This is a genomic window from Brachybacterium tyrofermentans, assembly GCF_014897585.1.
GTDB lineage: Bacteria > Actinomycetota > Actinomycetes > Actinomycetales > Dermabacteraceae > Brachybacterium > Brachybacterium tyrofermentans.
Window position 1 is genome coordinate 33,020 of sequence record NZ_JABUXW010000013.1, and the last position, 23,129, is coordinate 56,148.

21 protein-coding genes are annotated in these 23,129 nt (G+C 70.8%); 14 read left to right on the forward strand and 7 right to left on the reverse strand.

The features are described 5' to 3' along the window. Nucleotides 1-53: 53 nt before the first annotated feature. Nucleotides 54-2,021, reverse strand: coding sequence for a phosphotransferase (locus tag INT49_RS10970; RefSeq protein WP_193117784.1), 1,968 nt, complete (start codon nucleotides 2,019-2,021; stop codon nucleotides 54-56). A 56-nt stretch (nucleotides 2,022-2,077) separates the two neighbouring features. Between INT49_RS10970 and INT49_RS10975 the strand changes: the two genes are divergently transcribed. From INT49_RS10975 to purM, 7 genes are all read left to right on the forward strand, one after another. Further along, nucleotides 2,078-2,503, forward strand: coding sequence for a DUF3151 domain-containing protein (locus INT49_RS10975; protein WP_193117785.1), 426 nt, complete (start codon nucleotides 2,078-2,080; stop codon nucleotides 2,501-2,503). Nucleotides 2,504-2,736: 233 nt separating this feature from the next. Beyond that, nucleotides 2,737-4,035, forward strand: coding sequence for an adenylosuccinate synthase (locus INT49_RS10980; protein WP_193117786.1), 1,299 nt, complete (start codon nucleotides 2,737-2,739; stop codon nucleotides 4,033-4,035). A 1-nt stretch (nucleotide 4,036) separates the two neighbouring features. Next, nucleotides 4,037-4,438, forward strand: a complete 402-nt coding sequence (locus INT49_RS10985) for a sterol carrier family protein (RefSeq protein WP_193117787.1) — start codon at nucleotides 4,037-4,039, stop codon at nucleotides 4,436-4,438. Further along, a complete protein-coding gene (locus tag INT49_RS10990) occupies nucleotides 4,435-5,232 on the forward strand; it encodes a copper homeostasis protein CutC (RefSeq protein ID WP_193117788.1) in 798 nt (265 codons plus the stop codon). The genes INT49_RS10985 and INT49_RS10990 overlap by 4 nt, the downstream gene beginning before the upstream one ends. Further along, complete coding sequence (locus tag INT49_RS10995) at nucleotides 5,229-5,744, forward strand: hypothetical protein (protein ID WP_193117789.1); 516 nt, start codon at nucleotides 5,229-5,231, stop codon at nucleotides 5,742-5,744. Before INT49_RS10990 ends, INT49_RS10995 begins: the two co-directional genes overlap by 4 nt. A gap of 99 nt (nucleotides 5,745-5,843) precedes the next feature. Beyond that, on the forward strand, nucleotides 5,844-7,334 hold the full coding sequence (gene purF / locus INT49_RS11000; protein ID WP_193117790.1) for an amidophosphoribosyltransferase: 1,491 nt from the start codon (nucleotides 5,844-5,846) through the stop codon (nucleotides 7,332-7,334). Then, nucleotides 7,331-8,479 carry a phosphoribosylformylglycinamidine cyclo-ligase gene (gene purM / locus INT49_RS11005; RefSeq protein ID WP_193117791.1) on the forward strand — a complete coding sequence of 383 codons (1,149 nt, stop codon included), beginning with the start codon at nucleotides 7,331-7,333 and terminating at the stop codon, nucleotides 8,477-8,479. The genes purF and purM overlap by 4 nt, the downstream gene beginning before the upstream one ends. A 277-nt stretch (nucleotides 8,480-8,756) precedes the next feature. Here the strand turns inward: purM and INT49_RS11010 are convergent, their stop codons facing one another. Beyond that, nucleotides 8,757-8,951 (reverse strand): DUF3073 domain-containing protein, encoded by a 195-nt coding sequence (locus INT49_RS11010; protein WP_193117792.1) that lies wholly within the window; start codon nucleotides 8,949-8,951, stop codon nucleotides 8,757-8,759. A 348-nt stretch (nucleotides 8,952-9,299) separates the two neighbouring features. On the opposite strand from INT49_RS11010, the gene INT49_RS11015 reads away from it, so the two are divergent. From INT49_RS11015 to INT49_RS11025, 3 genes are all read left to right on the forward strand, one after another. Next, on the forward strand, nucleotides 9,300-9,518 hold the full coding sequence (locus INT49_RS11015) for a BldC family transcriptional regulator (protein ID WP_193117793.1): 219 nt from the start codon (nucleotides 9,300-9,302) through the stop codon (nucleotides 9,516-9,518). Continuing rightward, nucleotides 9,515-10,477: an alpha/beta hydrolase gene (locus INT49_RS11020; RefSeq protein WP_193117794.1), complete on the forward strand. Its 963-nt coding sequence runs from the start codon at nucleotides 9,515-9,517 to the stop codon at nucleotides 10,475-10,477. Before INT49_RS11015 ends, INT49_RS11020 begins: the two co-directional genes overlap by 4 nt. Nucleotides 10,478-10,556: 79 nt before the next feature. Further along, nucleotides 10,557-11,033 (forward strand): hypothetical protein, encoded by a 477-nt coding sequence (locus tag INT49_RS11025; RefSeq protein ID WP_193117795.1) that lies wholly within the window; start codon nucleotides 10,557-10,559, stop codon nucleotides 11,031-11,033. A 23-nt stretch (nucleotides 11,034-11,056) separates the two neighbouring features. Here the strand turns inward: INT49_RS11025 and INT49_RS11030 are convergent, their stop codons facing one another. Continuing rightward, entirely contained in the window at nucleotides 11,057-12,181 is a 1,125-nt protein-coding gene (locus INT49_RS11030) for a lysylphosphatidylglycerol synthase transmembrane domain-containing protein (RefSeq protein WP_193117796.1), read from the reverse strand. Nucleotides 12,182-12,242: 61 nt separating this feature from the next. Here INT49_RS11030 and INT49_RS11035 point away from each other — a divergent pair, with 61 nt between their 5' ends. Continuing rightward, a complete protein-coding gene (locus INT49_RS11035; RefSeq protein ID WP_193117797.1) occupies nucleotides 12,243-12,578 on the forward strand; it encodes a hypothetical protein in 336 nt (111 codons plus the stop codon). 123 nt (nucleotides 12,579-12,701) lie between these two features. Then, nucleotides 12,702-15,620: a UvrD-helicase domain-containing protein gene (locus tag INT49_RS11040; RefSeq protein WP_193117798.1), complete on the forward strand. Its 2,919-nt coding sequence runs from the start codon at nucleotides 12,702-12,704 to the stop codon at nucleotides 15,618-15,620. Between the two features lie 51 nt (nucleotides 15,621-15,671). Here INT49_RS11040 and INT49_RS11045 read toward each other — a convergent pair whose 3' ends face one another. From INT49_RS11045 to INT49_RS11060, 4 genes are all read right to left on the reverse strand, one after another. After that, complete coding sequence (locus INT49_RS11045; RefSeq protein ID WP_193117799.1) at nucleotides 15,672-16,724, reverse strand: GNAT family N-acetyltransferase; 1,053 nt, start codon at nucleotides 16,722-16,724, stop codon at nucleotides 15,672-15,674. 57 nt (nucleotides 16,725-16,781) lie between these two features. Further along, complete coding sequence (locus INT49_RS11050; protein ID WP_319021584.1) at nucleotides 16,782-19,589, reverse strand: multicopper oxidase domain-containing protein; 2,808 nt, start codon at nucleotides 19,587-19,589, stop codon at nucleotides 16,782-16,784. A gap of 206 nt (nucleotides 19,590-19,795) precedes the next feature. Then, nucleotides 19,796-20,509 (reverse strand): hypothetical protein, encoded by a 714-nt coding sequence (locus INT49_RS11055; RefSeq protein WP_193117800.1) that lies wholly within the window; start codon nucleotides 20,507-20,509, stop codon nucleotides 19,796-19,798. Nucleotides 20,510-20,523: 14 nt separating this feature from the next. Further along, entirely contained in the window at nucleotides 20,524-20,799 is a 276-nt protein-coding gene (locus INT49_RS11060) for a hypothetical protein (RefSeq protein ID WP_193117801.1), read from the reverse strand. 199 nt (nucleotides 20,800-20,998) lie between these two features. On the opposite strand from INT49_RS11060, the gene sucC reads away from it, so the two are divergent. Together sucC and sucD are read left to right on the forward strand one after the other, a co-directional pair. Continuing rightward, nucleotides 20,999-22,168 (forward strand): ADP-forming succinate--CoA ligase subunit beta, encoded by a 1,170-nt coding sequence (gene sucC, locus INT49_RS11065; RefSeq protein ID WP_193117802.1) that lies wholly within the window; start codon nucleotides 20,999-21,001, stop codon nucleotides 22,166-22,168. 12 nt (nucleotides 22,169-22,180) lie between these two features. Further along, a complete protein-coding gene (gene sucD, locus INT49_RS11070) occupies nucleotides 22,181-23,071 on the forward strand; it encodes a succinate--CoA ligase subunit alpha (RefSeq protein WP_193117803.1) in 891 nt (296 codons plus the stop codon). Nucleotides 23,072-23,129: the final 58 nt, after the last annotated feature.

A 23,129-nucleotide genomic window follows, 5' to 3' on the forward strand; every position in this document is an offset into this window, starting at 1 on the left:
CTGTGCTCCGGAGCGCTGTGCTCCCGAACCGTGCTGCGGTACAGCGCCGCAGGTCAGCGCGGCAGGATCGTGTCGATCCGTCGTTCCTGAGTGGGAGAGTCGTCCCCGCTGTCGCCGCTGTCGCCGCTGTCGCCGCTGTCCCCGCTGTCGCCGCTGCGGGGGAGCGGGATCGGCTGTGTCGAGGGGGGCGAGGGCGGCGGGCCATCCTCGGGCCACGTCGCGGGTGGATCCTGCGGTGCGAGCGTCGGCGCCGGGTTGCTGTGGGGAGCCTGCGCCGGGCCGGACTCCGTCGGCTGCGGCTGCGGCTGCGTCTGCTGCGGGGCCGGAGTCGCCTGCTGCGAGGCCTGCTGCGGAGGAGCTGAGTGCGGCTGCGGTGACGACTGAGGCTGAGGCTGAACGTACGGCTGCTGGGCAGTTGACTGCTGGTGCGGGCGCTGATCGACCGCCTGCTGCAGGGCCTGCTGAGGAGTCCGCTGGGGAGCCCGCTGCGGATGCTGCTGGAGATCCTGCTGAGGATCCCGCTGCGGGGCCTGCTCGCGGGCCAGGTTCTGCGGTGGCTGATGCTGCGGTGGCTGGTGCTGTGCGGGAGCGGAGGTCCCCGCAGGAGGGGCATGGCGGGCACTCGTCGGCCCGTGCGCGGTCGTCGAGCCCTGGGGTGCCGGGCCGCTCGGAGCACTCATCGCCGAGGGTCGGGCCGGGGAGGCGGCCGGGTTCGCCTGCTGCTGGGCGGCCAGGCGCCGGGACTCGGCTGTGCGTGCCAGGCCCACCCACTCCTCGGCCACCCGCACGATCGCCTCGGTGGCGGCTTCCCAGGATGCCTCCTGCTGGCGGTGGGGTCCGGTGGCCAGGGAGAGCACGACTCCAGCGGAGCGCAGGGCGAGCTCGGTGGGATCGACCCGATCGGAGAAGGTCGCGTGCCAGGTGCGGATGGCCTCCTCGACCCGCTCCTGCATGGCGCGGTCGATGCGGCCGGCATTGCCGTAGTCGGCGAGCACGCTGAGATGGGCGAGCAGGCAGGCGAGGTCGTCGGCCCGTCGGCCCGGACCCACGGTGTCGATGTCGAGCACGCCCACCACCTTGCCGCCCGCCACGAAGACCTGGGCTTCGTAGAAGTCGCCGTGCACCACGTCGTGCGGGCGCATGTCCATGCGCTGCTCGAGAGCGGCCAGGCCGTCCCGGATGGTGCGCACGAGGGCATCCAGCCGAGGCCCCAGCGCTGGGACGGAGGAGCTGACGATCCCGGCGTAGAAGTCCACCGAATCGGTCCATGGCGGCCGTAGCTGCACGGTGTACATCGAGGCAGGCAGCCGGTCCAGCAGGGCCACCAGGTCCTCGGCGGTGCATGCCGCGACGCCCTCATCGATGACGGCACGGGACAACGGCCTGCCGGGCAGCTCCTCGAGCACCACGAGACCGTTGTGGTGGGCGATCACCGCGGGCACGGGGACTCCGGCGGCCAGCAGGCGCTGATGGCGGTCCACGATCTCCTCGCTGCGATGAGGCTGCATGACCTTGAGGAACACGGCGTGGCCGTCCTGGCTTGCGCGCAGCACGGCGCGACGGCCGGGGCGGTAGGAGACGACGTCGATGGCGATCGGCGTCGTGGGGTCGAGGCCCAGCGTGACGCCCAGGTCGTGCAGGGTGCGGCCCACGACATCGGGGTAGCAGACCAGGGGCAGCATCGGCAGCCAGGGATCGTGGGGATAGCGCCACACACGCACATTGATGTCGCCATCGGTCATCACGAGCGTCTGCTCGGCGACATAGAGGTTCTTCTCGCGCTCGCCGATGTGGGCGCTCGCCCCGAACAGCTCCTCGCGGGCCGGGGCCTGGGGCCCGTCGAGCTCCGGCCAGGAGACCATCGTCCGGTAGAGCGCCTTCGTGCTGCGACCCGGACGGTGATCGACATGGTCCAGCTGCCAGCTGTGCAGCACGCCGCCGGAGTTGCCGACGGCTGAGCGGAGCAGCCCTCCGGCGCCGGGCCCGGTGAGAAGCTCCGAGCCGTCCTGCGTGTGTGACATAGGTGGTTTCAATCTGGTCCGAGAGGTCATCAGGCGACAGCGCCTACGATGCGTGCATGGCTGATCGTACCGATAACCTCACCAGCGGGAACCTCCTGGGTATCCCGGAGACCCTGCTGCCCGACGATTTCATCGACGTCCAGGTGACCGCGGAGCTCGCCGACGAGGACCCCCGGGTCATCGCCGCCCGCCACCCGGAGTCCCCGATGGTCTGGGCGACCCTGTCCCAGGACGCGCTCTCGGACGGCGACGACGTCGGCGCCTACGCCTTCGCCCGCACCGGCTACCACCGCGGTCTGGACGCGCTGCGCCGCGCCGGCTGGCGAGGCCAGGGGCCGATCCCCGCCTCCCACGCCCCCAACCGCGGATTCCTCCGCGCCCTGGCGATGCTGGGGGAGACCTCCCGCCGGCTCGGCGACGAGGAGGAGGCGGACAGGGTCACGGCCTTCCTGCGCGAGGCGGACCCCAGCCTGCTGGGCTGAGCATCCACAATGCCGAGCATCCGCGGAGCCGAGCATCCTGGGCGCTGAACGCTCCGCCGAGCTGAGCACTCCACGGATCCGACGGGCCGGATGAACCGGCTCGGACCATGCCGGGCCGCCCCACCGGGGCCGCCCGGCATGGCACAGCTCACCGTGCGGGACGTGTCCAGGCGATGCCCTGCCCACGCTTGGTACGATCCACGCGTCCAGATACCGCTCGCCCAGGAGTTGCCATGCCCGCCGTCGTGATCGTCGGAGCCCAGTGGGGAGACGAGGGGAAGGGCAAGGCCACCGATCTCCTCGGGGAGAACGTGGACTATGTCGTCAAGCCCAACGGCGGCAACAACGCCGGCCACACCGTGGTGGTGGACGGTGAGAAGTTCGAGCTGAAGCTCCTTCCCGCCGGCATCCTCTCGCCGCAGGTCACCCCGGTGATCGGCAACGGAGTGGTGGTCAACCTCGAGGCGCTGTTCGAGGAGATCGGCATGCTCAAGGCGCGCGGGGTGGACACCTCCCGCCTGCGCATCAGCGCCAACGCCCACATCGTCGCGTCGTACCACCAGACCCTCGACAAGGTCGCCGAGAGATTCCTCGGCAAGCGCGCCATCGGGACCACCGGCCGGGGCATCGGCCCGGCGTACATGGACAAGATCGGCCGCCTCGGCATCCGTGTCCAGGACCTCTACGACGAGTCGATCCTGCGCCAGAAGATCGAGGGCGCCCTGCGCCAGAAGAACGAGCTGCTGGTCAAGCTGTACAACCGGCGCGCCGTCGAGGTCGACCTGATCATGGAGGAGCTGCTCCAGTACGCCGAGCGCGTGCGCCCCATGGTCGTGGACACCACCGAGCTGCTGAACTCGGCTCTGGATCGCGATGAGGTCGTGCTCATGGAGGGCGGCCAGGCCACGTACCTGGACGTCGACCATGGCACATACCCCTTCGTCACCAGCTCGAACCCGACCGCCGGCGGTGCCTGCATCGGAACCGGTGTGGGTCCCACCCGCATCGACCGGGTGATCGGCATCGTCAAGGCGTACACCACCCGCGTGGGCGCCGGTCCGTTCCCCACCGAGCTCGAGGACAAGTGGGGCGAGTACCTGCAGACCACCGGGGGCGAGGTCGGCGTGAACACCGGCCGCCCCCGTCGCTGCGGCTGGTACGACGCGCTGATGATCCGCCACGCGGTGCGCATCAACGGCTTCACCGACATCGTGCTCACCAAGCTCGACGTGCTCACCGGGATCGATGAGGTCCCGATCTGCACCGGGTACGACGTCGACGGCGTGATCCACCGCGACATGCCGATGACCCAGACCGAGTTCCACCACGCCGTGCCGGTCTACGAGACCCTCCCTGGCTGGAGCGAGGACCTCTCGGAGGCGCGCACCTTCGAGGAGCTGCCGGAGAACGCGCGCAATTACGTGCTGCGCCTCGAAGAGCTGGCCGGGTGCCGCATCAGTGCCATCGGCGTGGGTCCGGATCGGGCCGCCACCATCGTCGTCCACGACCTGCTGCCGGCGACGACCCGCTGACGTGGCGACTCGTCGTACCGATCCGGAGGCCGGACGCGCCGCCCTCGCCTCGTGGGCCGCTGCGCCGGAGGCTCCGCGCTCCGTGCTCGCCCCGGCCGTGAGGCACACCCTCGAGCTCTTCGCCGAGGAGCACCCGGGCGGGGCCGTCGAGCTGCGGGTGCCGCCCTTCGCCGCGGTCCAGGCGATCCCCGGTACCCGGCACACCCGGGGCACCCCGCCAGCCGTCGTCGAAACCGATGCCGGGACCTGGCTCGCCCTCGTGACCGGAGATCTGACCTGGGCTGATGCCGTCAACGGCGGTCGGGTCCGAGCGAGCGGGGAGCGCAGTGATCTCACCGAGCTGCTGCCCCTGATCGGCCCCCGTCGTACTGTGCGCGCCGCCCGTGATCAGGAGTCCCGATGAGCATCCAGGTGGAGATCGCCGTGCAGGACCTCGCCGGACTCGAGGTCGCCGCACTCGGCGGAGCCGACCGCGTCGAGCTCTGCGTGGACCTCGCCCGGGGCGGGCTGACCCCGCCGCCCGAGCTCGTGGAGGACTGCGTCCGACGCGCCACGGCGCTGGTCGCCGCCCGCGATGCGAAGCCTCATTTCGAGGTCCATGTGCTGATCCGCTGCCGCGCCGGGGAGGACGACTTCCTGGGTCGGCCGGCGGAGTTCGCCTTCTCGCCCGATGAGGTCGAGCTGATGGCCCGCCAGGCGGAGGAGTCGATCACCGCCGGAGCCGCCGGAGTCGTGATCGGCGCCCTCACCCCGCAGGGTGCCCTCGACGTCCCCGCCCTCGAGACGATCCGCGACGCCGCGCTGCAGGCCGGGCAGTCCGCGGTGCGGGGCGTGACCCTCACCTTCCATCGTGCGGCCGACGCCCTGGCCGGGCGCGAGGAGCGCGCCGAGGCCGTGCGCACCCTGCTCGGTCTCGGGTTCCATCGCGTGCTGACCTCGGGCGGGGCTGCGAAGGCCCTCGGCGGCGCGGACGACATCGCCGCCATGGTCGAGGCCGCCGACGGCATCCTCGACATCTGCGCCGGGGGCGGGGTGCGCCCGGCGGACATCGCCGACCTCGCCCAGCGCAGCGGCGTCGCCGACGTGCACCTCTCGGCCCGCCGCCGCTCCGGCTCCCCGGTCGAAGCCGGAGCCCCCGATACCCCGACGGACCCGGCGATCATCGCCGCCGCGGTCGACGCTGCAGGAGGATTGTGAACGACACCCAGGACCCGCCGAACGACACCACCGACACCAGCGCCGACGACGGCGCCGGGGCCACCTCGGCGAGCATCGCCGCGGAGAGCACTGCTGGTGCCGCTCATGGTGCGGACACCGCTCATGCCGCTGGTACGGCTGACGCCGCTCGTGCGACTGATGCGGCTGATGCCGCTGACGCTGCTCCTGCGGATGACCCGACTGATGCCGCTGACGCTGCTCCTGCGGATGACCCGGCTGATGCCGCTGACACGGCCGACGAGAGCGAGGGGAGCACCAGCTTCTACGTCCGTCGCAGCCGGGTGCCCACACTCGGGTTCTGGGTGGCGCTCGCGATCGCCATCCCGATCGTGGTGGCCCTCGTGGTCTCACCCTTCCTGAACTTCGGCGACCTGACCGCGGTGGCCAACTTCGTCCTGGTCGCCGCAGTCTTCGTGGGGATCCCGCTGGCCGCCGTCGCTGCCGCGGTCGACGCATTCCGGCACCGTTCCTCGCGGCGAAGAGGTCGCTGAGCAGGGCATGCATCGCTCCTGACCGGCAGCTCGCCCGCAACCGGCCCGAGAGCCCGGACGAGAGATCGTGGGGAGCCCTCGCTGTGGCATCATGTCCACGTGGCACGCGGCGACGGAAAACTTTCCCATGACCTGCTCCCCGGGGAGAAGGGCCCACAGGATTCCTGTGGGGTCTTCGGCGTATTCGCCCCCGGCGAGGACGTCTCCAAACTGACCTACTACGGTCTCTACGCCCTGCAGCACAGGGGACAGGAATCGGCGGGCATCGCGACCAGCGACGGCTCCCAGATCCTCGTCTACAAGGACATGGGGCTCGTCTCGCAGGTGTTCGACGAGGCCTCGCTCGAGGCGCTCCAGGGGCATATCGCGATCGGGCACACCCGGTATTCCACGACCGGCGGCTCCGTCTGGTCCAATGCCCAGCCCACCCTCGGTCCACGACCCGAGGGCACGGTCGCCCTCGCGCACAACGGGAACCTCGTCAACACCGAGGAGCTCCTGACCCTGGTCGAGGAGCGCCAGGGCAAGCCGCGCAACGGCGAGCTCGCCCGCGGCAACACCACGGATACTGCGCTGGTCACCGCCCTCCTCGACACCGAGGGCAGTCTCGAGGACGCGCTGCGCGAGCTCATGCCGCGCCTCGTCGGCGCCTACTGCTTCACCCTGATGACCGAGACCACCCTCTATGCGGCGCGCGACCCCCAGGGGATCCGCCCGCTCGTGCTGGGTCGCCTGGACCGCGGCTGGGTCGTCGCCTCCGAGACCGCGGCCCTCGACATCTGCGGCGCGAGCTTCGTGCGCGAGGTCAAGCCCGGCGAGATGATCGTGATCGACGAGCAGGGTCTGCACAGCGTGCAGGTCATGGAGTCCAAGCCCAAGGGATGCGTCTTCGAGTACGCGTACCTCGCCCGCCCGGACACGAACATCGCCGGCCGCAGCGTCAACGAGGCCCGCACCGAGATGGGTCGACAGCTGGCCCGGGAGCACCCCATCGAGGCGGATCTCGTGATCCCGACGCCCGAGTCCGGCACGCCCGCCGCGATCGGATACGCCCAGGAATCGGGCATCCCCTACGGCCAGGGGATGGTCAAGAACGCCTACGTCGGCCGGACGTTCATTCAGCCCAGCCAGACCATCCGCCAGCTCGGCATCCGCCTGAAGCTCAACCCGCTGCGCGAGGTCATCCAGGGCAAGCGGCTGGTCGTCGTCGACGACTCGATCGTGCGCGGCAACACCCAGCGCGCCGTGGTGAGGATGCTGCGGGAGGCCGGCGCCGCCGAGGTCCACGTCCGGATCTCCTCGCCGCCGGTGCGATGGCCCTGCTTCTACGGGATCGACTTCGCCTCCCGCGCCGAGCTGATCGCCAACGGGCTCGGCCCCGAGGAGATCGCCCGCTCGCTCGGTGCGGACTCCCTCGGCTACATCTCCGAGAAGGGGATGGTCGACGCGACCGAGCAGCCCGCCTCGGCGCTGTGCACCGCCTGCTTCTCCGGGACCTACCCGGTGGCGCTGCCCGATCCCGTCGCCCGCGCGCAGGGGATCCTCTCATCGGGCGAGAACCACACCACCGCCGTCGGGAAGGACGCATGAACACCACGGACCCCACCGCCCCCGCCATCACCTATGCCGACTCCGGGGTGGACACTGCCGCCGGGGATCGCGCGGTGGAGCTGATGAAGGAGGCCGTCGCCGCCACGCACGGCCCCCAGGTGCTGGGCGGGATCGGAGCCTTCGCCGGCCTCGTGGACGTCAGCGCGCTGAAGGACTACCAGCGGCCGCTGCTGGCCTCCTCGACCGACGGGGTCGGCACGAAGATCGCCATCGCCCGCGAGATGGACATCCACGACACGATCGGCCGCGACCTCGTGGGCATGGTCGTCGACGACATCATCGTGGTCGGGGCGGCGCCCCTGGCCATGACCGACTACATCGCCTGCGGCCAGGTCGTGCCCGAGCGGGTCGCGGACATCGTGCGCGGCATCGCCGAGGGCTGCCAGCTCGCCGGCTGCGCGCTCGTGGGCGGCGAGACCGCCGAGCATCCCGGGCTGATGGCCCCCGAGGATTACGACGTGGCCGGTGCCGCCGTCGGTGTCGTCGAAGCGGATCAGCTGCTGGGCCCCGACCGCGTGCGGCATGGTGACGTCGTGATCGGGATGGACGCCTCCGGCCTCCACTCCAACGGTTTCTCGCTCGTGCGGGCCGTGATCGCCGCGCAGGGTCTCGCCCTGGACACGCATGTCGACGATTTCGGCCGCTCGCTGGGCCAGGAGCTCCTCGAGCCCACCCGTATCTATACAGCCGACCTCCTCGCCGTGCTCGGCGATGAGCGGAGCCAGGGCGCGATCCATGCGCTCAGCCATGTCACCGGCGGCGGGCTCGCCGCCAACCTGGCGCGGGTCATGCCGCGCGGACTCGCGGCACGGGTCGACCGTTCGACCTGGGAGCCGGCATCGGTGTTCGCCCAGATGTCCCGCTGGGGCTCGGTGCCCCAGCTCGATCTCGAGGGCACGCTGAACATGGGAATCGGCATGGTGGCGCTGGTCGGCGCCGACCAGGCGGACTCCGTCCTCGCGGTGCTGGCCGAGCGCGGTCTCGGCGCACGGGTCATCGGCGAGGTCATCGGCGAGGATGCGCTGCCCGAGCCGGGGACCCCGCTGGAGCAGGTCATCACGGGCGCCAAGGGCGTCGAGGGCGGCGCCGTGCTGCTGGCCTCCCAGCACCCCGGCTGGGCCTGAGCCCCTCCGTCCCGTCGAGTGGCGGGGACCCGTCATGCTGCCGGCCCTGCCGTGTAGCCGGGTCCCGCCACGTCGCGGGGCCCTGGCCGCTGTCTCCCGGGTCCGTCAGCACAAGAGCCCGCACCACGATCGAGGGCCGACCCCATGGGGTCGGCCCTCGATCGTGGTCACGGTTCCAGCTGCTGCCGTCCGAACCGGAAGCGGTCTCGGTGCTCTCGGCCCGCTGCCGGGTGGACATGCTCCGGATGCTGCAGGGTCGTCGCTCGCCGAAATGCTGTCAGCGTCGGTACGCGGACGGGGCGTCGTCGGCCCAGTCGTCGCTCTCCTCAGCCCGGTCCTCGCCGTCGGTGGAGCTTCCGCTCCGCTCGGACTGCAGCTCACGCTGCAGTGCCGTCAGGTCCGTCGGCGGGCTGTAGTACTTAAGGTCCCGTGCCACCTTGGTGTGCTTGGCTTTCTGTCGGCCGCGACCCATGGATCTGACCCCCTGTGCGTCGGCTGCCGGGTGTTCTTGTCGACCCGGAAGATGGCATTCATTCGGAATCCAAGAGTACATGCATGCACTCGCTTCCGGCGAACCCTGAGGTCCCGGACGTGCCCGACATCCCTTCTGAGGCGCCCGTCGGGCAGGTTCCACGGCTCCACATCGTGGTCACGCGGAGGGCAAGATTTTGCAATTGCCCTATAGTCACCGTCTAAGCTGACGACCTAGTGCCTGGGACGAGAGATCGAGACCCATCGGACCTCCTGCGGGAGTACGGATGAGATCGTCGAGGCCCTGAGGTGCGATTTGCTCGACGTTCCGCTGAAAGGCCGCCCGCACATGAATGGATCCCCGGATCAGCCGCACGAGGGTTCCGCCCCGAGCGCTGAGCTGTTGACGCCAGCGCAAGTCGCCAAGATGTTCCATGTCGACCCCAAGACGGTCACGCGCTGGGCACAGGCCGGCAAGCTCACGTACATGCGCACCCTGGGCGGGCATCGCCGATACAGCCGTGACGAGGTCGTCGAGCTGCTGCGGGAGAGCACCGAGGGCGAGTGACCCCGGACCGGGTCCTGGGCGACGGCTACACAGCTCAACAGCTCGACCTGGGAGCGGACTCCGAGGGACCGGTCATCGCCACCCTGATCCATCGCGAGCGGGCCGCGGCGGACACTGCGGAGCGCGACATCGACTCGGCGTCCAGACCGCCGATACTCGTGATGCACGGCTGGTCGGACTACGTCTTCGACCGCGGCCTGCTCGAGCACCTCGGCACCCGGGGGCACGACGTCTGGGCGTTGGACCTGCGCAAGTACGGCAGGAGCCTGCTGCCAGGGCAGACCCCCACCTCGATCGACCATCTCAGCCGCTATGACCGCGAGATCGGTCAGGCGCTGCGGATCATCGGGCCGGGCACGCCGCCCGTGCTCCTGGCCCATTCCACCGGCGGGCTCATCGCCGCCCTGTGGGCGCAGCGTCGGCCGGGCACGGTCCGGGCCCTCGCACTGAACTCCCCCTGGCTCGAGATGCACCTGGGGCCGGGCGCGCGGACGCTCGCCGACGGCCCCGTCAGGCTGCTCGCGGACAGGCTGCAGCACCGGCCGATCCTGCCGCCCGGATCCACCCACTTCGCCCGCACCACCCACCGCAAGTACGGCGGCCAGTACGAGTACGACCTCGACTGGAAGCCGGAGCGTGGTCATCGGTTCCCGGCGGACACGTTCGCGGCGGTGATCGACGGGCAGAAGCGGCTGCGCGCCGCAGGTCCGCTGCCGATCCCGGTGCTCGTGCTGCATTCCGCACGCACCCGGATCGGTGCGAAGTTCACCGAGGAGATGCGCCGCGCCGATTCGGTGCTGGACGTCCGCTCCCTCGTGCACGCCGCGCGCGGGCTCGGGCCCGACGTGAGGATCGAAGCGGTCGACGGGGCCCGGCACGACGTCTTCCTCTCCGACGCCGACGCCCGGGCCCGCTCCCTCCACTTCCTGGAGGACTGGCTGGAGACGATCAGCTCCTGAGCGCCTACGATGAGGTCGCTCCTGGGCACCGGGTGGACGGTGCCGTCGGCACCGGGAGTCGCAGGGGAGGAGCTGCCGGATGACCTCGGACCCACGACTGCTGCGCGATCAGGCGGGCGCACTGCGCCATGGAGCCGATCGGCTCACCCTGCTCCGTCTCCGGCTCGCGACGGTGATCGTCGAGACCACCCGGGCGGAGGACGTCCGCGTGCGGCGCATCGGGGGCGGGATCCACGAGCAGTGGTCGCGGCGGGAGTACGTGGAGCTCGGGCGCCTGGCGACCTCTCTGCGCGGGGCGGCGAAGCTGCTCGATGCGGTCGCCGTGGAGGGGGAGCGCACCAGCGGCCGCCGGCTGGGCGGGTACTCCGGGGCGGGCTTCCTGGGCCGCGGGGACGACGCGCATCGGCACGTCGGGGCGGTGTCCGGATTCGTGGGGACGACGCATGGCGCCAGCATCGGCGGCTTCCCCCTGGTGCCGGGGCTCGCCGGGGCGGAACCGGTGCATCCTTCGCACACCCTCGGGATCGCGACCCCGGACTACGACGACGAGGACTGATGGCGGGTACCTGAGCGCGCCGGTCAGCGTGCGGGGCGAGCGGCCTCGGGGAGCAGGAAGGACAGGACGGTGGACACGGCGCCGGCGAGCAGCGGCACCACCAGGGTGGTCACCAGCATCAGGAGCATCGTCGCGGCAGCGTCCGCCGCGCCGACACCGAACGCCACCAGCGCCGCCGCCCCGACAGCCTCCGAAATCCCCGCACCTCCCGGCGTGATCGGCACCAGGGCGATCAGCCGGCCCAGCGCGAACACCGCGACGCTCAGCAGCAGCGGCACCTCGGCACCGACGGCCCGGATCGCCAGCAGCAGGGCAGCCCACTGCAGCACGCGCGCCGCGCACGTCGGCGCCAGCAGCGCGACCGGGTGGCGGCGCAGCATCGTCACCAAGGCATCGCGCTGCACGAGGATCACGGTGGCGATCCGCTCCGGCACGAGATCACCGAGCCGAGCGATGATCCGGGCGAGGACCGACCTGCGCAGCAGGATCGTCAGGAGTGCCAGGGCGATCACGGCGCCCAGCAGCGCGATCACGGCCGCCGTGATCGCGCCGGGCAGCGCGATCCCTGCCGGGCCGCTCGCGGATCCGGCGGCATAGGCGCCGAGCCCGACCAGCGGGACGAGGAGCGAGGTGATGACCATCTCGACGAGCGAGGCCGCGACGATTCCGGTGAGGATCACGGGGATCGCGAGACCCGCACGGCGCATGATCCACCCCAGCAGTCCCAGGCCCAGGACGGAGCCGCCCGGCAGGGCGAGCCCGAGCCCGCTCGAGGCCGTGTGGCCGAGCAGCGCGGAGGGGTAGCGGGAGCCAGTCACCGCCGTGCGCACCGTGAGCGCCTCGAGGGCGAGGACGCCGAGGCCCAGCAGGGTGACGGCGGGGAGCGCCCAGGCGGGGGCCGCGGTGAGCGTGCGCACGATCTGCGACCAGCTCGCACCGCTGGCCCAGGGGAGGGCGAGGGCGAGCACGACGACGACCAGCAGCAGCGACAGGGAACCGGTGACGATCTTCCCGACCGGGATGCGGGGCCGGACGTCGAGGTCGACGTCCGCGGGGATCCAGTCGGGCGAGTCGCCGGAGCTTGGGTCCGGGGACCTATCGGGGACAGGTTCCGGGGTGGTCGGGGAGCCGTCGGAAGCCGCTGACATGCGGTGATTCTCGCATGCTTCCCGGAGCGATCTCCCAGGCCCCTCCACGTATCGTGGAGCCATGTCCTTCGTGATCTCGCTCCTTGTCGTCCTGCACCTCCTCTGCTGGGCCGTGGCGCTCGGCACCTGGGTCGCGGCCGCCCGCACGCGCGTCCCGAACCCGGGGATGCCCCACGCCGTCGCCGGAGCCCTGGTGCTCGGCATCGTCCTGGCCGTCCTGGTCTCGATCGACGGCGATGCGAACCACATGAAGCTCGGCATCAAGCTGCTGGTCGCCGTGGTCGCCACCGTCTTCGCCTACATCGCGAAGAAGAAGGGGCCGGAGACCTCGTCCCTCGTCTGGTTCGGCATCCCGACCGCGATCGTCGCGAACGTCATCATCGCCGTCCTCGTCTGATCCACCTCCCGGTCGAGGCAGGGCGGTGCACGTCGCCGAGCCTCCTCCCCATCCTGATCCGTTGTCCACACGGGGCCCGGCGGCGTTCGCGCTGTCGGGTCCCGTGCCTATCCTGGGGACCTCATGAGTTCACTCTTCGACGACCTCTCGCTGCCCGACTCCTTCCGCCGCCTCGACGGCGTGACGGTCACGCCGTCGACCCCCGGCGCGGGGCCGACGGGCACGGACCGCGATGCGCAGCGCCCGCCGCTGGACGAGGCGCCGTCGCCGGAGGATGCACCGCTCGACGACGACGCACCGCCGGAGGAGGACATCCCCCCGGAGGACGACGCCCCGCCCGAGGAGGAGCCGCTCTCCGGAGCGGCACGGTCAGCGGGCGATGAGCGGCGGATGTCGCAGGCGCCGGCAGACCTCGACGAGGTGCCGCATCCTGCCGACCGGGTCGAGCCTCCCGTCGCGCCGCGTCGCACCGGGGGATGGGGTGCCGCGGATCCGGCGGTCCTCAGCGAGCTGACCGAGGGGCTCAATCCTGCCCAGCGGGAGGCCGTGGAGCACCGCGGCAGCCCGCTGCTGATCGTCGCGGGCGCCGGATCGGGGAAGACCCGGGTGCTCACCCGCCGCATCGCCCATCTGCTGCGCGCCGGTGAGGCGATGCCCGGCGAGATCCTCGCGATCACCTTCACCAACAAGGCGGCCGCCGAGATGCGCGAACGCGTGGAGGAGCTCGTGGGGCCCGTGGCCCGCAGCATGTGGGTCTCCACCTTCCACAGCGCCTGCGTGCGGATCCTGCGCCGCGACGCCCAGGCCGCCGGGCTGAAGAGCTCGTTCACGATCTACGACAGCGCCGACTCGCTGCGGCTGATCACCACGATCGCCAAGGACCTCGAGCTCGATACGAAGAAGCACGCCCCCCGCGGGATCGCCTCGCGCATCTCCTCGCTGAAGAACGACCTCACCGATCCGATCGACTTCGCCGACCAGGCGGAGAGCTCGAAGAACCCCTTCGAGAAGACGCTCTCGCGGATCTACACGAACTACACCGAGCGTCTGCGCCAGGCCAACGCCGTCGACTTCGACGACCTGATCGGCCTGACCGTGACGCTGCTGCGCGAGAATCCGGGGATCCGTGAGGGGTACCGGCGTCGCTTCCGGCACCTCCTGGTCGACGAGTACCAGGACACCAACACGGCGCAGTACCAGCTGGTGCGGGAGCTCGTCGGGGAGGACCCGCGGGCGGATCTGACGGTGGTCGGCGACTCCGACCAGTCGATCTATGCGTTCCGCGGGGCGACGATCCGCAACATCGTCGAGTTCGAGAAGGACTTCCCCTCAGCGGCGACGATCGTGCTCGAGCAGAACTACCGCTCCACCCAGAACATCCTCAGCGCGGCGAACTCCGTGATCGAGGAGAACGAGGGGCGGCGCAAGAAGAACCTCTGGACCGATCAGGGGGCCGGCGACAAGATCACCCTCTATGTCGCCGACGACGAGCAGGCCGAGGCCCGGTACATCGGCCGGCAGATCGACGCCCTGGTCGACGACGGCCGCTCCGCGGGGGACATCGCGATCTTCTATCGCGCCAACGCCCAGTCCCGAGCCCTGGAGGATCAGCTGATCCGGATCGGGCTGCCCTATCGGGTGGTGGGCGGCACGCGCTTCTACGAGCGCCGCGAGATCAAGGATGCGATGGCGTATCTGCGGGTGCTCGCCAATCCGGCCGACGAGATCAACCTGCGCCGGATCCTCAACGTCCCCAAGCGAGGCATCGGCGACCGGGCCGAGGCCGCGATCGCCATGCTCGCCGAACGGGATCGGGTCAGCTTCGGTGAGGCGCTGCGCCGGGCGGACGACGCCCCGGGGATCGCCACCCGCTCCCTGAACGCGGTGCGCATCTTCGTCGCGATGCTCGATGACCTGCAGGAGATGGCCCGGCGCGGCGACGGCCCGGCGGAGCTCCTCGAGGCGATCCTGCAGAGCTCGGGCTATTACGCCGAGCTGCAGGGGAGCGATGATCCGCAGGACGAGTCGAGGCTCGAGAACCTCGCCGAGCTGGTCAGCGTCGCCGCCGAGTTCGAGGCGCAGACCGAGGCGGCCGATGCTGCGGCCAGCGAGTTCGAGGCACTCTCTGAGGACGCGGAGGACGCGGAGGGCTTGGAGGGTGCGAAAGACGCAGACGACGCGGACGACGCGGACGACGCAGAGTCTGCGGAGGATCCAGCAGGCACGTCGGGCGAGGATGCCACGGCTCCTGAGACCGATCCGGCGCCCCCCGGCTGGGACATCGCCCCGGACGCGGCACTCACCGCCCCGGAGGATCCTGAGGCGACCCTCGTGGACCGGTTCCTGGAGAAGGTCGCCCTGGTGGCCGACGCCGATCAGATCCCCGGCTCCGAGGATCAGTTCGTCACGCTGATGACCCTGCACACGGCGAAGGGTCTGGAGTTCCCGGTCGTCTTCCTCACCGGCATGGAGGACGGCACGTTCCCTCATAACCGCACCCTGGGGGATCCGGATGAGCTGCAGGAGGAGCGGCGCCTGGCCTACGTGGGCATCACCCGTGCCCGGGAGCGGCTCTATCTGACCCGGGCCCAGATGCGCGCGATGTGGGGGCAGTCCCAGTTCATGCCCGGCTCCCGATTCCTCGACGAGATCCCGGAGGGAGTGCTCGACGTGGCCCGCGCCGGATCCAGCCTCAGCGGCGCGGGTCTGGGCGGATTCGGTCAGGGCGCCGGATCCGGCGGAGGCGGATTCGGGGGCGGCTACCGTTCCGGGAGCCAGCGCGGTCCGTCGTTCAGCGGCGGTATCGGCGGGGGTCGCAGCGATGTGAAGCGTCCCAGCCTCGGCTCCGGGCGCAAGCCCACCGCAGTCTCCGACCTCCCGCAGCTCGCCGTGGGGGACCGGGTCACGCATGACTCCTTCGGGATGGGTTCGGTCACGGAGATCGCCGGCCAAGGGGAGAAGACCCAGGTGGAGGTGCAGTTCAGGCCGCCCCACGGCACGAAGAGGCTGCTGCTGCGCTACGCCCCGCTCACGAAGCTCTAGGCGGGGCTCACAGGCCTCCCAGGCCTCCCGGGCCTCCCAGGGCTTCCGGGGTCACCGGGGCCACCGCGCTGCCTTGGGGTCAGGGGGGTCTGACGAGCTCGGAGGCGCGGACGGCGCGACGAGCTCGACCTCGATCCCCTCCGGGTCCTCGGCGTACCAGGCCGTGTGGTCCGGACCTCCGGCATGCGGGAAGGTGTCGCTGAACAGCTCGCGCCAGCCGTGCTCCGCCGCGCTGTCCCGGATCGCCTCGAGCGCGGCCCGGGTCTGCACGGAGAGCGCGATGCAGTTCATCCCCGGGGCACGGCGCTCGGAGCGTTCTCCCACCACATCCGGGGACTGCTCGAGCACGATGTACGAGCCGTCGCCGTGGCGCCAGATGCGACCGGTCTCCCACCCCTCCACGTGCTCCGCCGCCCAGCCGAGAGTCGTCAGCAGCCAGTGCCAGGCGGGCTCGGCAGCAATGAGGTCCGCGGTCCACAGCTCCAGATGATGCACGCCGGCACCAGCGGCAGCGCCAGTGCCAGTGCCAGGCCCGGCGTCGGCGCGGGTGTCGGCAACGGCGACCGGGGCGAGGGCGTGGGGTGACTGCGACGCCTCGGCCACCAGGTCACGGGCCAGGATCTCGGTGGTGGATTCGATGGTTCCCGCAGAGTACGCAGCGGTGACGCCCGTCGGACGGTAGCCGAGGTGTTCCCAGAATCCACCCGCCCTGTCCGCGTTCGTGGCGACCACACCGGCTCGCAGGCGTCGGATCCCGCCGTCGGCGCGAAGCTGGGCGAGGGCGCTGTCGTGCAGCAGGCGGCCCAGCCCGCGCCCGTGCGCCGTGGAATCCACGAGCAGCAGTCCGATATGGGCAGTCGCCGGCTCCGGCCAGTGGACGATCACGTCGCACAGCCCGCGCACCGTGCCCTCCCCGTCGCACAGACCCAGTACCCACTTCGCCAGGGGATCCACCTGGGGCGGCCGGGCCGTGAGGATCTCTCGCGCATCGCCCTCCGCCACCTCCCGTCCCCGCACCGCACGGGTGTACTCGGGGGAGCGGAGCAGCAGCGCGTGCACAGCGTCGGCATCATCCACGGTCAGCTGTCGGATCGTGAAGGGCATGCGGGCAGTCTAGAGCGGAGCGGCGGATAGGCAGCCGGGCCGCTCGACGGGAGAGGCCTACGCGGAGACCCGGATCAGTGCCCGTGCGCCGCGCTCCATCTCCACCACGGAGTGGTTGACGGCCGTGTAGGTGCCGGGCTCCTCGAAGACCATCTCCACGAACCCGCCCTGGGCGGCCGAGAGGTCCAGCACCTGGGAGCCGCCGGCGGTCTCGGAGTCCGGGCGCAGCAGGTACTCGCCCTCCGCGAACACGGTGTCGAACACCGCGCCGACCACATGGAACGAGATCCCCCGGGACGGGCCGCCGGCCACCACCCACAGTCGTACCCGTTCGCCGACCTTCGCGACGAGCGGCTCCTGCACGTACTGGGTCGCGTGCCCGTTGAACACGGTCGCATCGGGACGCTCCGCCGCGATCTTCGCCGAGCTCACCGGGAGGGCACCCTCATGCATCGCCGCCTCGGCTCCCGGGGCTCCGGGAGGAACCAGATAGTGCTCGGACTGCACGAGCACGTACTCGCGGTCCGCGGCCGCGAGATCCGACGGCGGCACGATGAGCGCGCCCATCATGCCGGCGGCCATGTGCACACTCATCGGCATCGTCGCGCAGTGGTAGAGCCAGGCCCCGGCATGATCGGTGGTGATCGCGTACTCCAGGCTCTCGCCCGGCAGGATCGTGCGCATCACCCCATCCGGGGAGACCCGACCGGCGTGCAGATCCAGCGAATGCCCCATCGACCCCCGGTTGACCAGGTCGACCGTGAGGCCGGCACCGAGCTCCGAACGGATCACCGGACCCGGCACCGTGCCGCCGAAGGTCATGGCATCCATGACGACGCCGGGGGCGATCTCGGCCGCGACCTCGGTGATCTCGAGGGTGAGCCGCTGCGCGGCGCCGCTGCTCTCCGGAAGGCGGGCATCGCGCACCGCATGCTCGGCGCCGGAGAATGCCTGCAGATCGAGGGGAACCCGGGTGAGGTCGTCGACCGCGGCGGCCGGAGCCCCGGCATCACCCGGCGACGACGAGCCGTCGATCACGGTGACCTGCAGGACCATGCCCATCGCCCGATGCCCGACGATCGAGCACCAGCCGTCGACGTCATGGCCGATCACCCCGGCGTCAACCGTGGCCGTCTCGCCCGGGAGCAGGCGGCCGGAACCGACTCCCGAGGCGAGCACCAGATCATGCACGTCGTGCTCATCGTCGTTGTGCAGCTCGATCACCAGGGAGTTCCCGGCCGGGACCTCGAGCACGTCGGGCGTGAAGCGCATCTCCGCCATGCTCACGGCGATCGTCGTGGTCTCGCCGGTCGGCGCGACGGGCCCCTGCGGTGCCCGTGGTGTCCCGGTCTCCGCATCGACTGCTGCGTCGCGTCGATCCAGGGAGCCGCCGAGCGCCGTGACGCCGAGCACCGAGCCGAGCCCGATCAACGCACCGGTCAGGGCCCGGCGATCCACCGGTCGGGCGGCCGCGGCCCCACCGGAACCGGTCGCGCTCGAGCGGCCGACGGGGACCGACCCCGCAGAGGCTCCCGTCGGTGCGCTTCCCGTGGTGGGCGGGCCGACGGGGACCGCGCCGCCCGTCGGTGCCCCGATGCCCGGCGTCGGCAGCGGCTCGTGGCGCAGCCGGAGGCTGCTGCGCACCATCAGGATCATGAGCACCACGAAGCAGACCAGCACCGCGAAGGACAGCAGCGCGACCAGCACCCGGGACAGCGACCCGAAGTCCGCGGCCCGGGCGGTGCCCAGGGTCAGGGCGGAGAAGAGGGCGTCGGCGCCCGCACCGCCCGCCGGGGCGAGCACGAGCAGCGCCACCGCCAGGTTGTAGGCGGCCACGCGCGGCACCGCGAACCTGCTCATGATGGCGAGCGAGGCCTTCAGCACGCGCGGTCCGCCGCCCATGGTCACCGGCAGCAGATAGCTCATCGCCCCCAGCAGCACCTGCAGCAGGAATCCCGCCACGAAGGGCACGGTGAACTGCTGGATGTCGGCGGCGAGCAGCGAGCTCGGCAGCAGCTCGCCGCCGGATCTCCACCACGTGGCCAGCAGGGCGAGCAGGGTCAGAGCGAACCAGAGCACGCCGGCGGCGATCGAGAGCATCGGGAACCGGGGGAGGGGCACCTGCCGCTCCTGCCGCGCCGAGCGCACGGCCACCCGCACCAGCGCGGCGGCGAGCCAGAGGAACGAGACGAGGTAGACCCCCAGGAACGAGACCCCCAGGAGCGTCGAGCCGACGAGCGCCCCGGCGACCGCACCCAGGACGCCGCCGAACATCCCCAGCAGACCCGCGGCTGCTCGGCGGGCGAGGGGCAGCTCGATGCGCGTGCGCAGCACCGTCGGCCACAGGGTCAGCAGCGTCCCGGACACCGTGATCCCCACGAAGCCGAGCACGTTGACGACCTGATGGGCGAGCAGCAGACGACCCTGCCAGGGCTCGCCGGGACCGAACGCTAGCGCCACCCCGATCCCCGCCCCCACCGGCAGCAGGGAGGCGGCCCCGATGTACGCCTTCACCGTGAACTCGAAGCGCGGGGCGATGGCCGCCTTGACCTGCAGACCCAGGGAGGCGGCGTACCAGACCAGCGTCGCCGAGACCATCACGGCACCGAGGAGCACGAGCCACGGCCAGCCCGGCAGCATCCCGGCGATCGTCACCACCACGCCGGTGGTGAGCAGGTAGCTCCGCGCCACCTGCCGAGCCCGGGACTCAGCCGCCATCCGGGTCTTCAACAGCGCCTCGGTGAAGTGCTGTCCCCACACCATGATCGAGGTGGTGATCAGGCCCAGGGTCACCATGTGCACCAGGAGCCACCGCGCCTGCGGGATCCACTGATGGACGAGCACCACCACGATCAGGGCGAGCATCCACCACATGATCGGTCGGCTCGCTCGGCGATGCCATGCGCTGCGTCCCGTCGCAGGCCGCTGGGGCCGCGATGTCACGGAGGGGAGAGAGGAATCAGGCACCCGTTCAGGCTACGACGAGGTGGAGGTCCGCAGCAGGGCCGAGGTCCCGGCGACATGACGCGGACACGGGATGTCCGCAGGGCAGAGCGCCCCGTGTCCGGCCGTCAGCGGGGCAGCCGCTCCTCGGGCAGGTCCGGGTCCTCGAGATCGTCTGCCGCAGAGTGCTGCCGGTCCCGGGCGAACTGGGCGTAGAGGCCGCTCGCCAGAGCGATCAGCACGATGATGCCCACGACGATGAGGACGGCGCTGAAGGGGATCGGCAGGCCAGCCGCGTACAGGACGCCCCAGATGACGAGCAGCGAACCGCCGATGAGCAGGGCGTCGCGGACGGCGCGCGCGATACGGCCGCCGACGCCGGCCTTCTTGGCGCGGGCGCCGGCACGCTCGGCGGTGCGGCTGGCGACGACGGCGTAGATCTTGGCCTCGTCGCGGAAGGATCGGGTGGGGGTCTCGGTCCGAGGTGCGGGACGAGGCGCGGACGGGGAGGACGAGCGCGTCGCCGTCGACTGCTGGCGACGCTCCTCGTCGCGTGGCCGGTCATCGGCTCGGGAACGGTGGTCACCGAGACCGTCGTCCCGGGGCCGGTCGTCGCGAGATCGATCATCAGGAGACCGGTCATCACGGTGCCGGTCGTCGGCCCGTCGTGCGGCGGGCTGTGACGTGTCGTCGCTGCTGCGCCCCTGATCCAGAGCCCTGCTCGCGGCCCGGGCATAGCCGCCGGCGCGGGATGTGGCCCGCTGCGCGGCCTCCCGCGCACCGGGGGCCTGCTTCTTCGCGGTGTTCCGAGCGGCCTTCGCGTAGGTCTTCCAATCGGCCATGGCGTCTCCTCGCCTCAGCGGTCGTCGCGCGGACGATCGTCCTCGCGCCAACGGATGTCCCCGCCGCCTCGCGGAGCGGCCTGCGGGCGGGAGCTGCGAGCACGCCGGTCGTTGTAGTACGACAGACCCACGTTCAGAGCCAGGGTGATCCCGACCGACAGCATGAAGCCGGCGAACGTGGACCGCACCCCGAGCAGACGCAGCACGATGAACAGCACCCCGATCGCGATGACGCTGAAACCGATGTGCTCACGCACTCGCGTGGCCAGGCTGCGGGATCGTCGGTTCATCCCGACATCCTATCCGTGTGAGCTGAACAACCCGTGGGATGTCGCATCGCCCCGGTCTGCGACGTGAGACAGCGCGCACCCGGGTCTCCAGGTCACGACAACGGTGGTGGACGGGATACCCTGACTGCGTTCCCAAGGGGTGGCATCGTGGCCGCAACGGCCTGCCGCCCTCTGCCGATATCGAGAGGAATGCAACCCCGTGGACCTGTATGAGTACCAGGCCCGCGATCTCTTCGAGAAGCACGGCGTGCCCGTGCTCGGAGGAGTCGTCGCGGAGGACCCTGCCACTGCCAAGGCCGGCGCCGAGAAGCTCGGCACCCCGGTCGTCGTCGTCAAGGCCCAGGTGAAGACCGGTGGCCGCGGCAAGGCCGGTGGCGTGAAGATCGCCAAGTCCCCTGAGGAGGCGGAGCAGAAGGCCTCCGAGATCCTCGGTATGGACATCAAGGGCCACACCGTGCATCGCGTCATGGTCGCCGCCGGCGCCGACATCGCGGAGGAGTACTACTTCTCGCTGCTGCTGGACCGGGCCAACCGCAACTACCTGGCCATGTGCTCGGTCGAGGGCGGCATGGAGATCGAGCAGCTCGCCGTCGAGCGCCCCGAGGCGCTCGCCCGCGTGGCTGTCGACCCCAACGTCGGGATCGACGAGGCCAAGGCGAAGGAGATCGTCGAGGCTGCGAAGTTCGACGCCGAGACCGGTGCGAAGGTCGCCCCCGTGCTGCAGAAGCTCTGGGACGTCTACCGCGAGGAGGACGCCTCGCTGGTCGAGGTCAACCCGCTGGTCAAGACCGGTGCCGGTGACATCATCGCGCTGGACGGCAAGATCACGATCGACGAGAACGCCGGATTCCGCCACGAGGACCACGCGGCCCTCGTGGACACCGCCTCCGAGGACCCGCTGGAGACCAAGGCCAAGGCCCTGGACCTCAACTACGTGAAGCTCGACGGCGAGGTCGGCATCATCGGCAACGGCGCGGGACTGGTCATGTCCACGCTCGACGTCGTCGCCTACGCCGGGGAGTCCCACGGCGTGAAGCCCGCCAACTTCCTGGACATCGGCGGTGGCGCCTCGGCCGAGGTCATGACCAACGGCCTCGACGTGATCCTCGGCGACGAGCAGGTCGCCGCGGTGTTCGTGAACGTCTTCGGCGGCATCACCGCCTGCGACGCGGTCGCCAACGGCATCGTCGGCGCCCTGAAGAAGCTCGGCGACGCCGCGACCAAGCCGCTCGTGGTCCGTCTCGACGGCAACAACGTCGAGGAGGGTCGCCAGATCCTCGCCGACTTCGCCCACCCCCTCGTCACCCAGGCCGACACCATGGACGGCGGCGCCGCGAAGGTTGCCGAGCTCGCCGCCGCAGGAAAGTGAGCAGGACCCGACATGTCTATCTTTCTCGATGAGAACAGCAAGGTCATCGTCCAGGGCATGACGGGCTCGGAGGGCATGAAGCACTCCCAGCGCATGCTCGACTCCGGCACGAACATCGTCGGCGGCGTGAACCCCCGCAAGGCCGGCCAGTCCGTGTCCTTCGAGGGGGGCACCGACGTGCCCGTCTTCGGCTCTGTCAAGGAGGCCATGGAGGCCACCGGCGCGAACGTCTCGGTGGTCTTCGTGCCGCCGAAGTTCGCCAAGGATGCCGCCCTCGAGGCCATCGACGCCGCGATCGAGCTCCTGGTGATCATCACCGAGGGCATCCCGGTCAAGGATGCCGCGGAGTTCTTCAACTACGCGCAGTCCACGGGCACGACCCGCATCATCGGGCCGAACTGCCCGGGCGTCATCACCCCCGGTGTCTCGAACGCGGGCATCACTCCGTCGAACATCACGGGCACCGGCAAGCTGGGCCTGGTCTCCAAGTCCGGCACGCTGACCTACCAGATGATGTACGAGCTGGCCGACATCGGCTTCACCACGGCCATCGGCATCGGTGGCGACCCGGTCATCGGCACCACGCACATCGATGCGCTCGAGGCGTTCGAGAACGACCCCGAGACCGTCGGCGTCGTGATGATCGGCGAGATCGGCGGCGACGCCGAGGAGCGTGCAGCGGCGTACATCAAGGAGAACATGACGAAGCCGGTCGTCGGCTACGTCGCGGGCTTCACCGCTCCCGAGGGCAAGACCATGGGCCACGCCGGCGCCATCGTCTCCGGCTCCGCGGGCACCGCGCAGGCGAAGAAGGAGGCCCTCGAGGCCGCCGGCGTCAAGGTCGGCAAGACGCCGACCGAGACCGCCGACCTGATGCGCGAGATCGTCAAGGGTCTGGCCTGAGGGTCCGCCCCCTGGACGATGTCGGCTGAGACCGTCGCGTCCGCCACCAGAGCCTGAG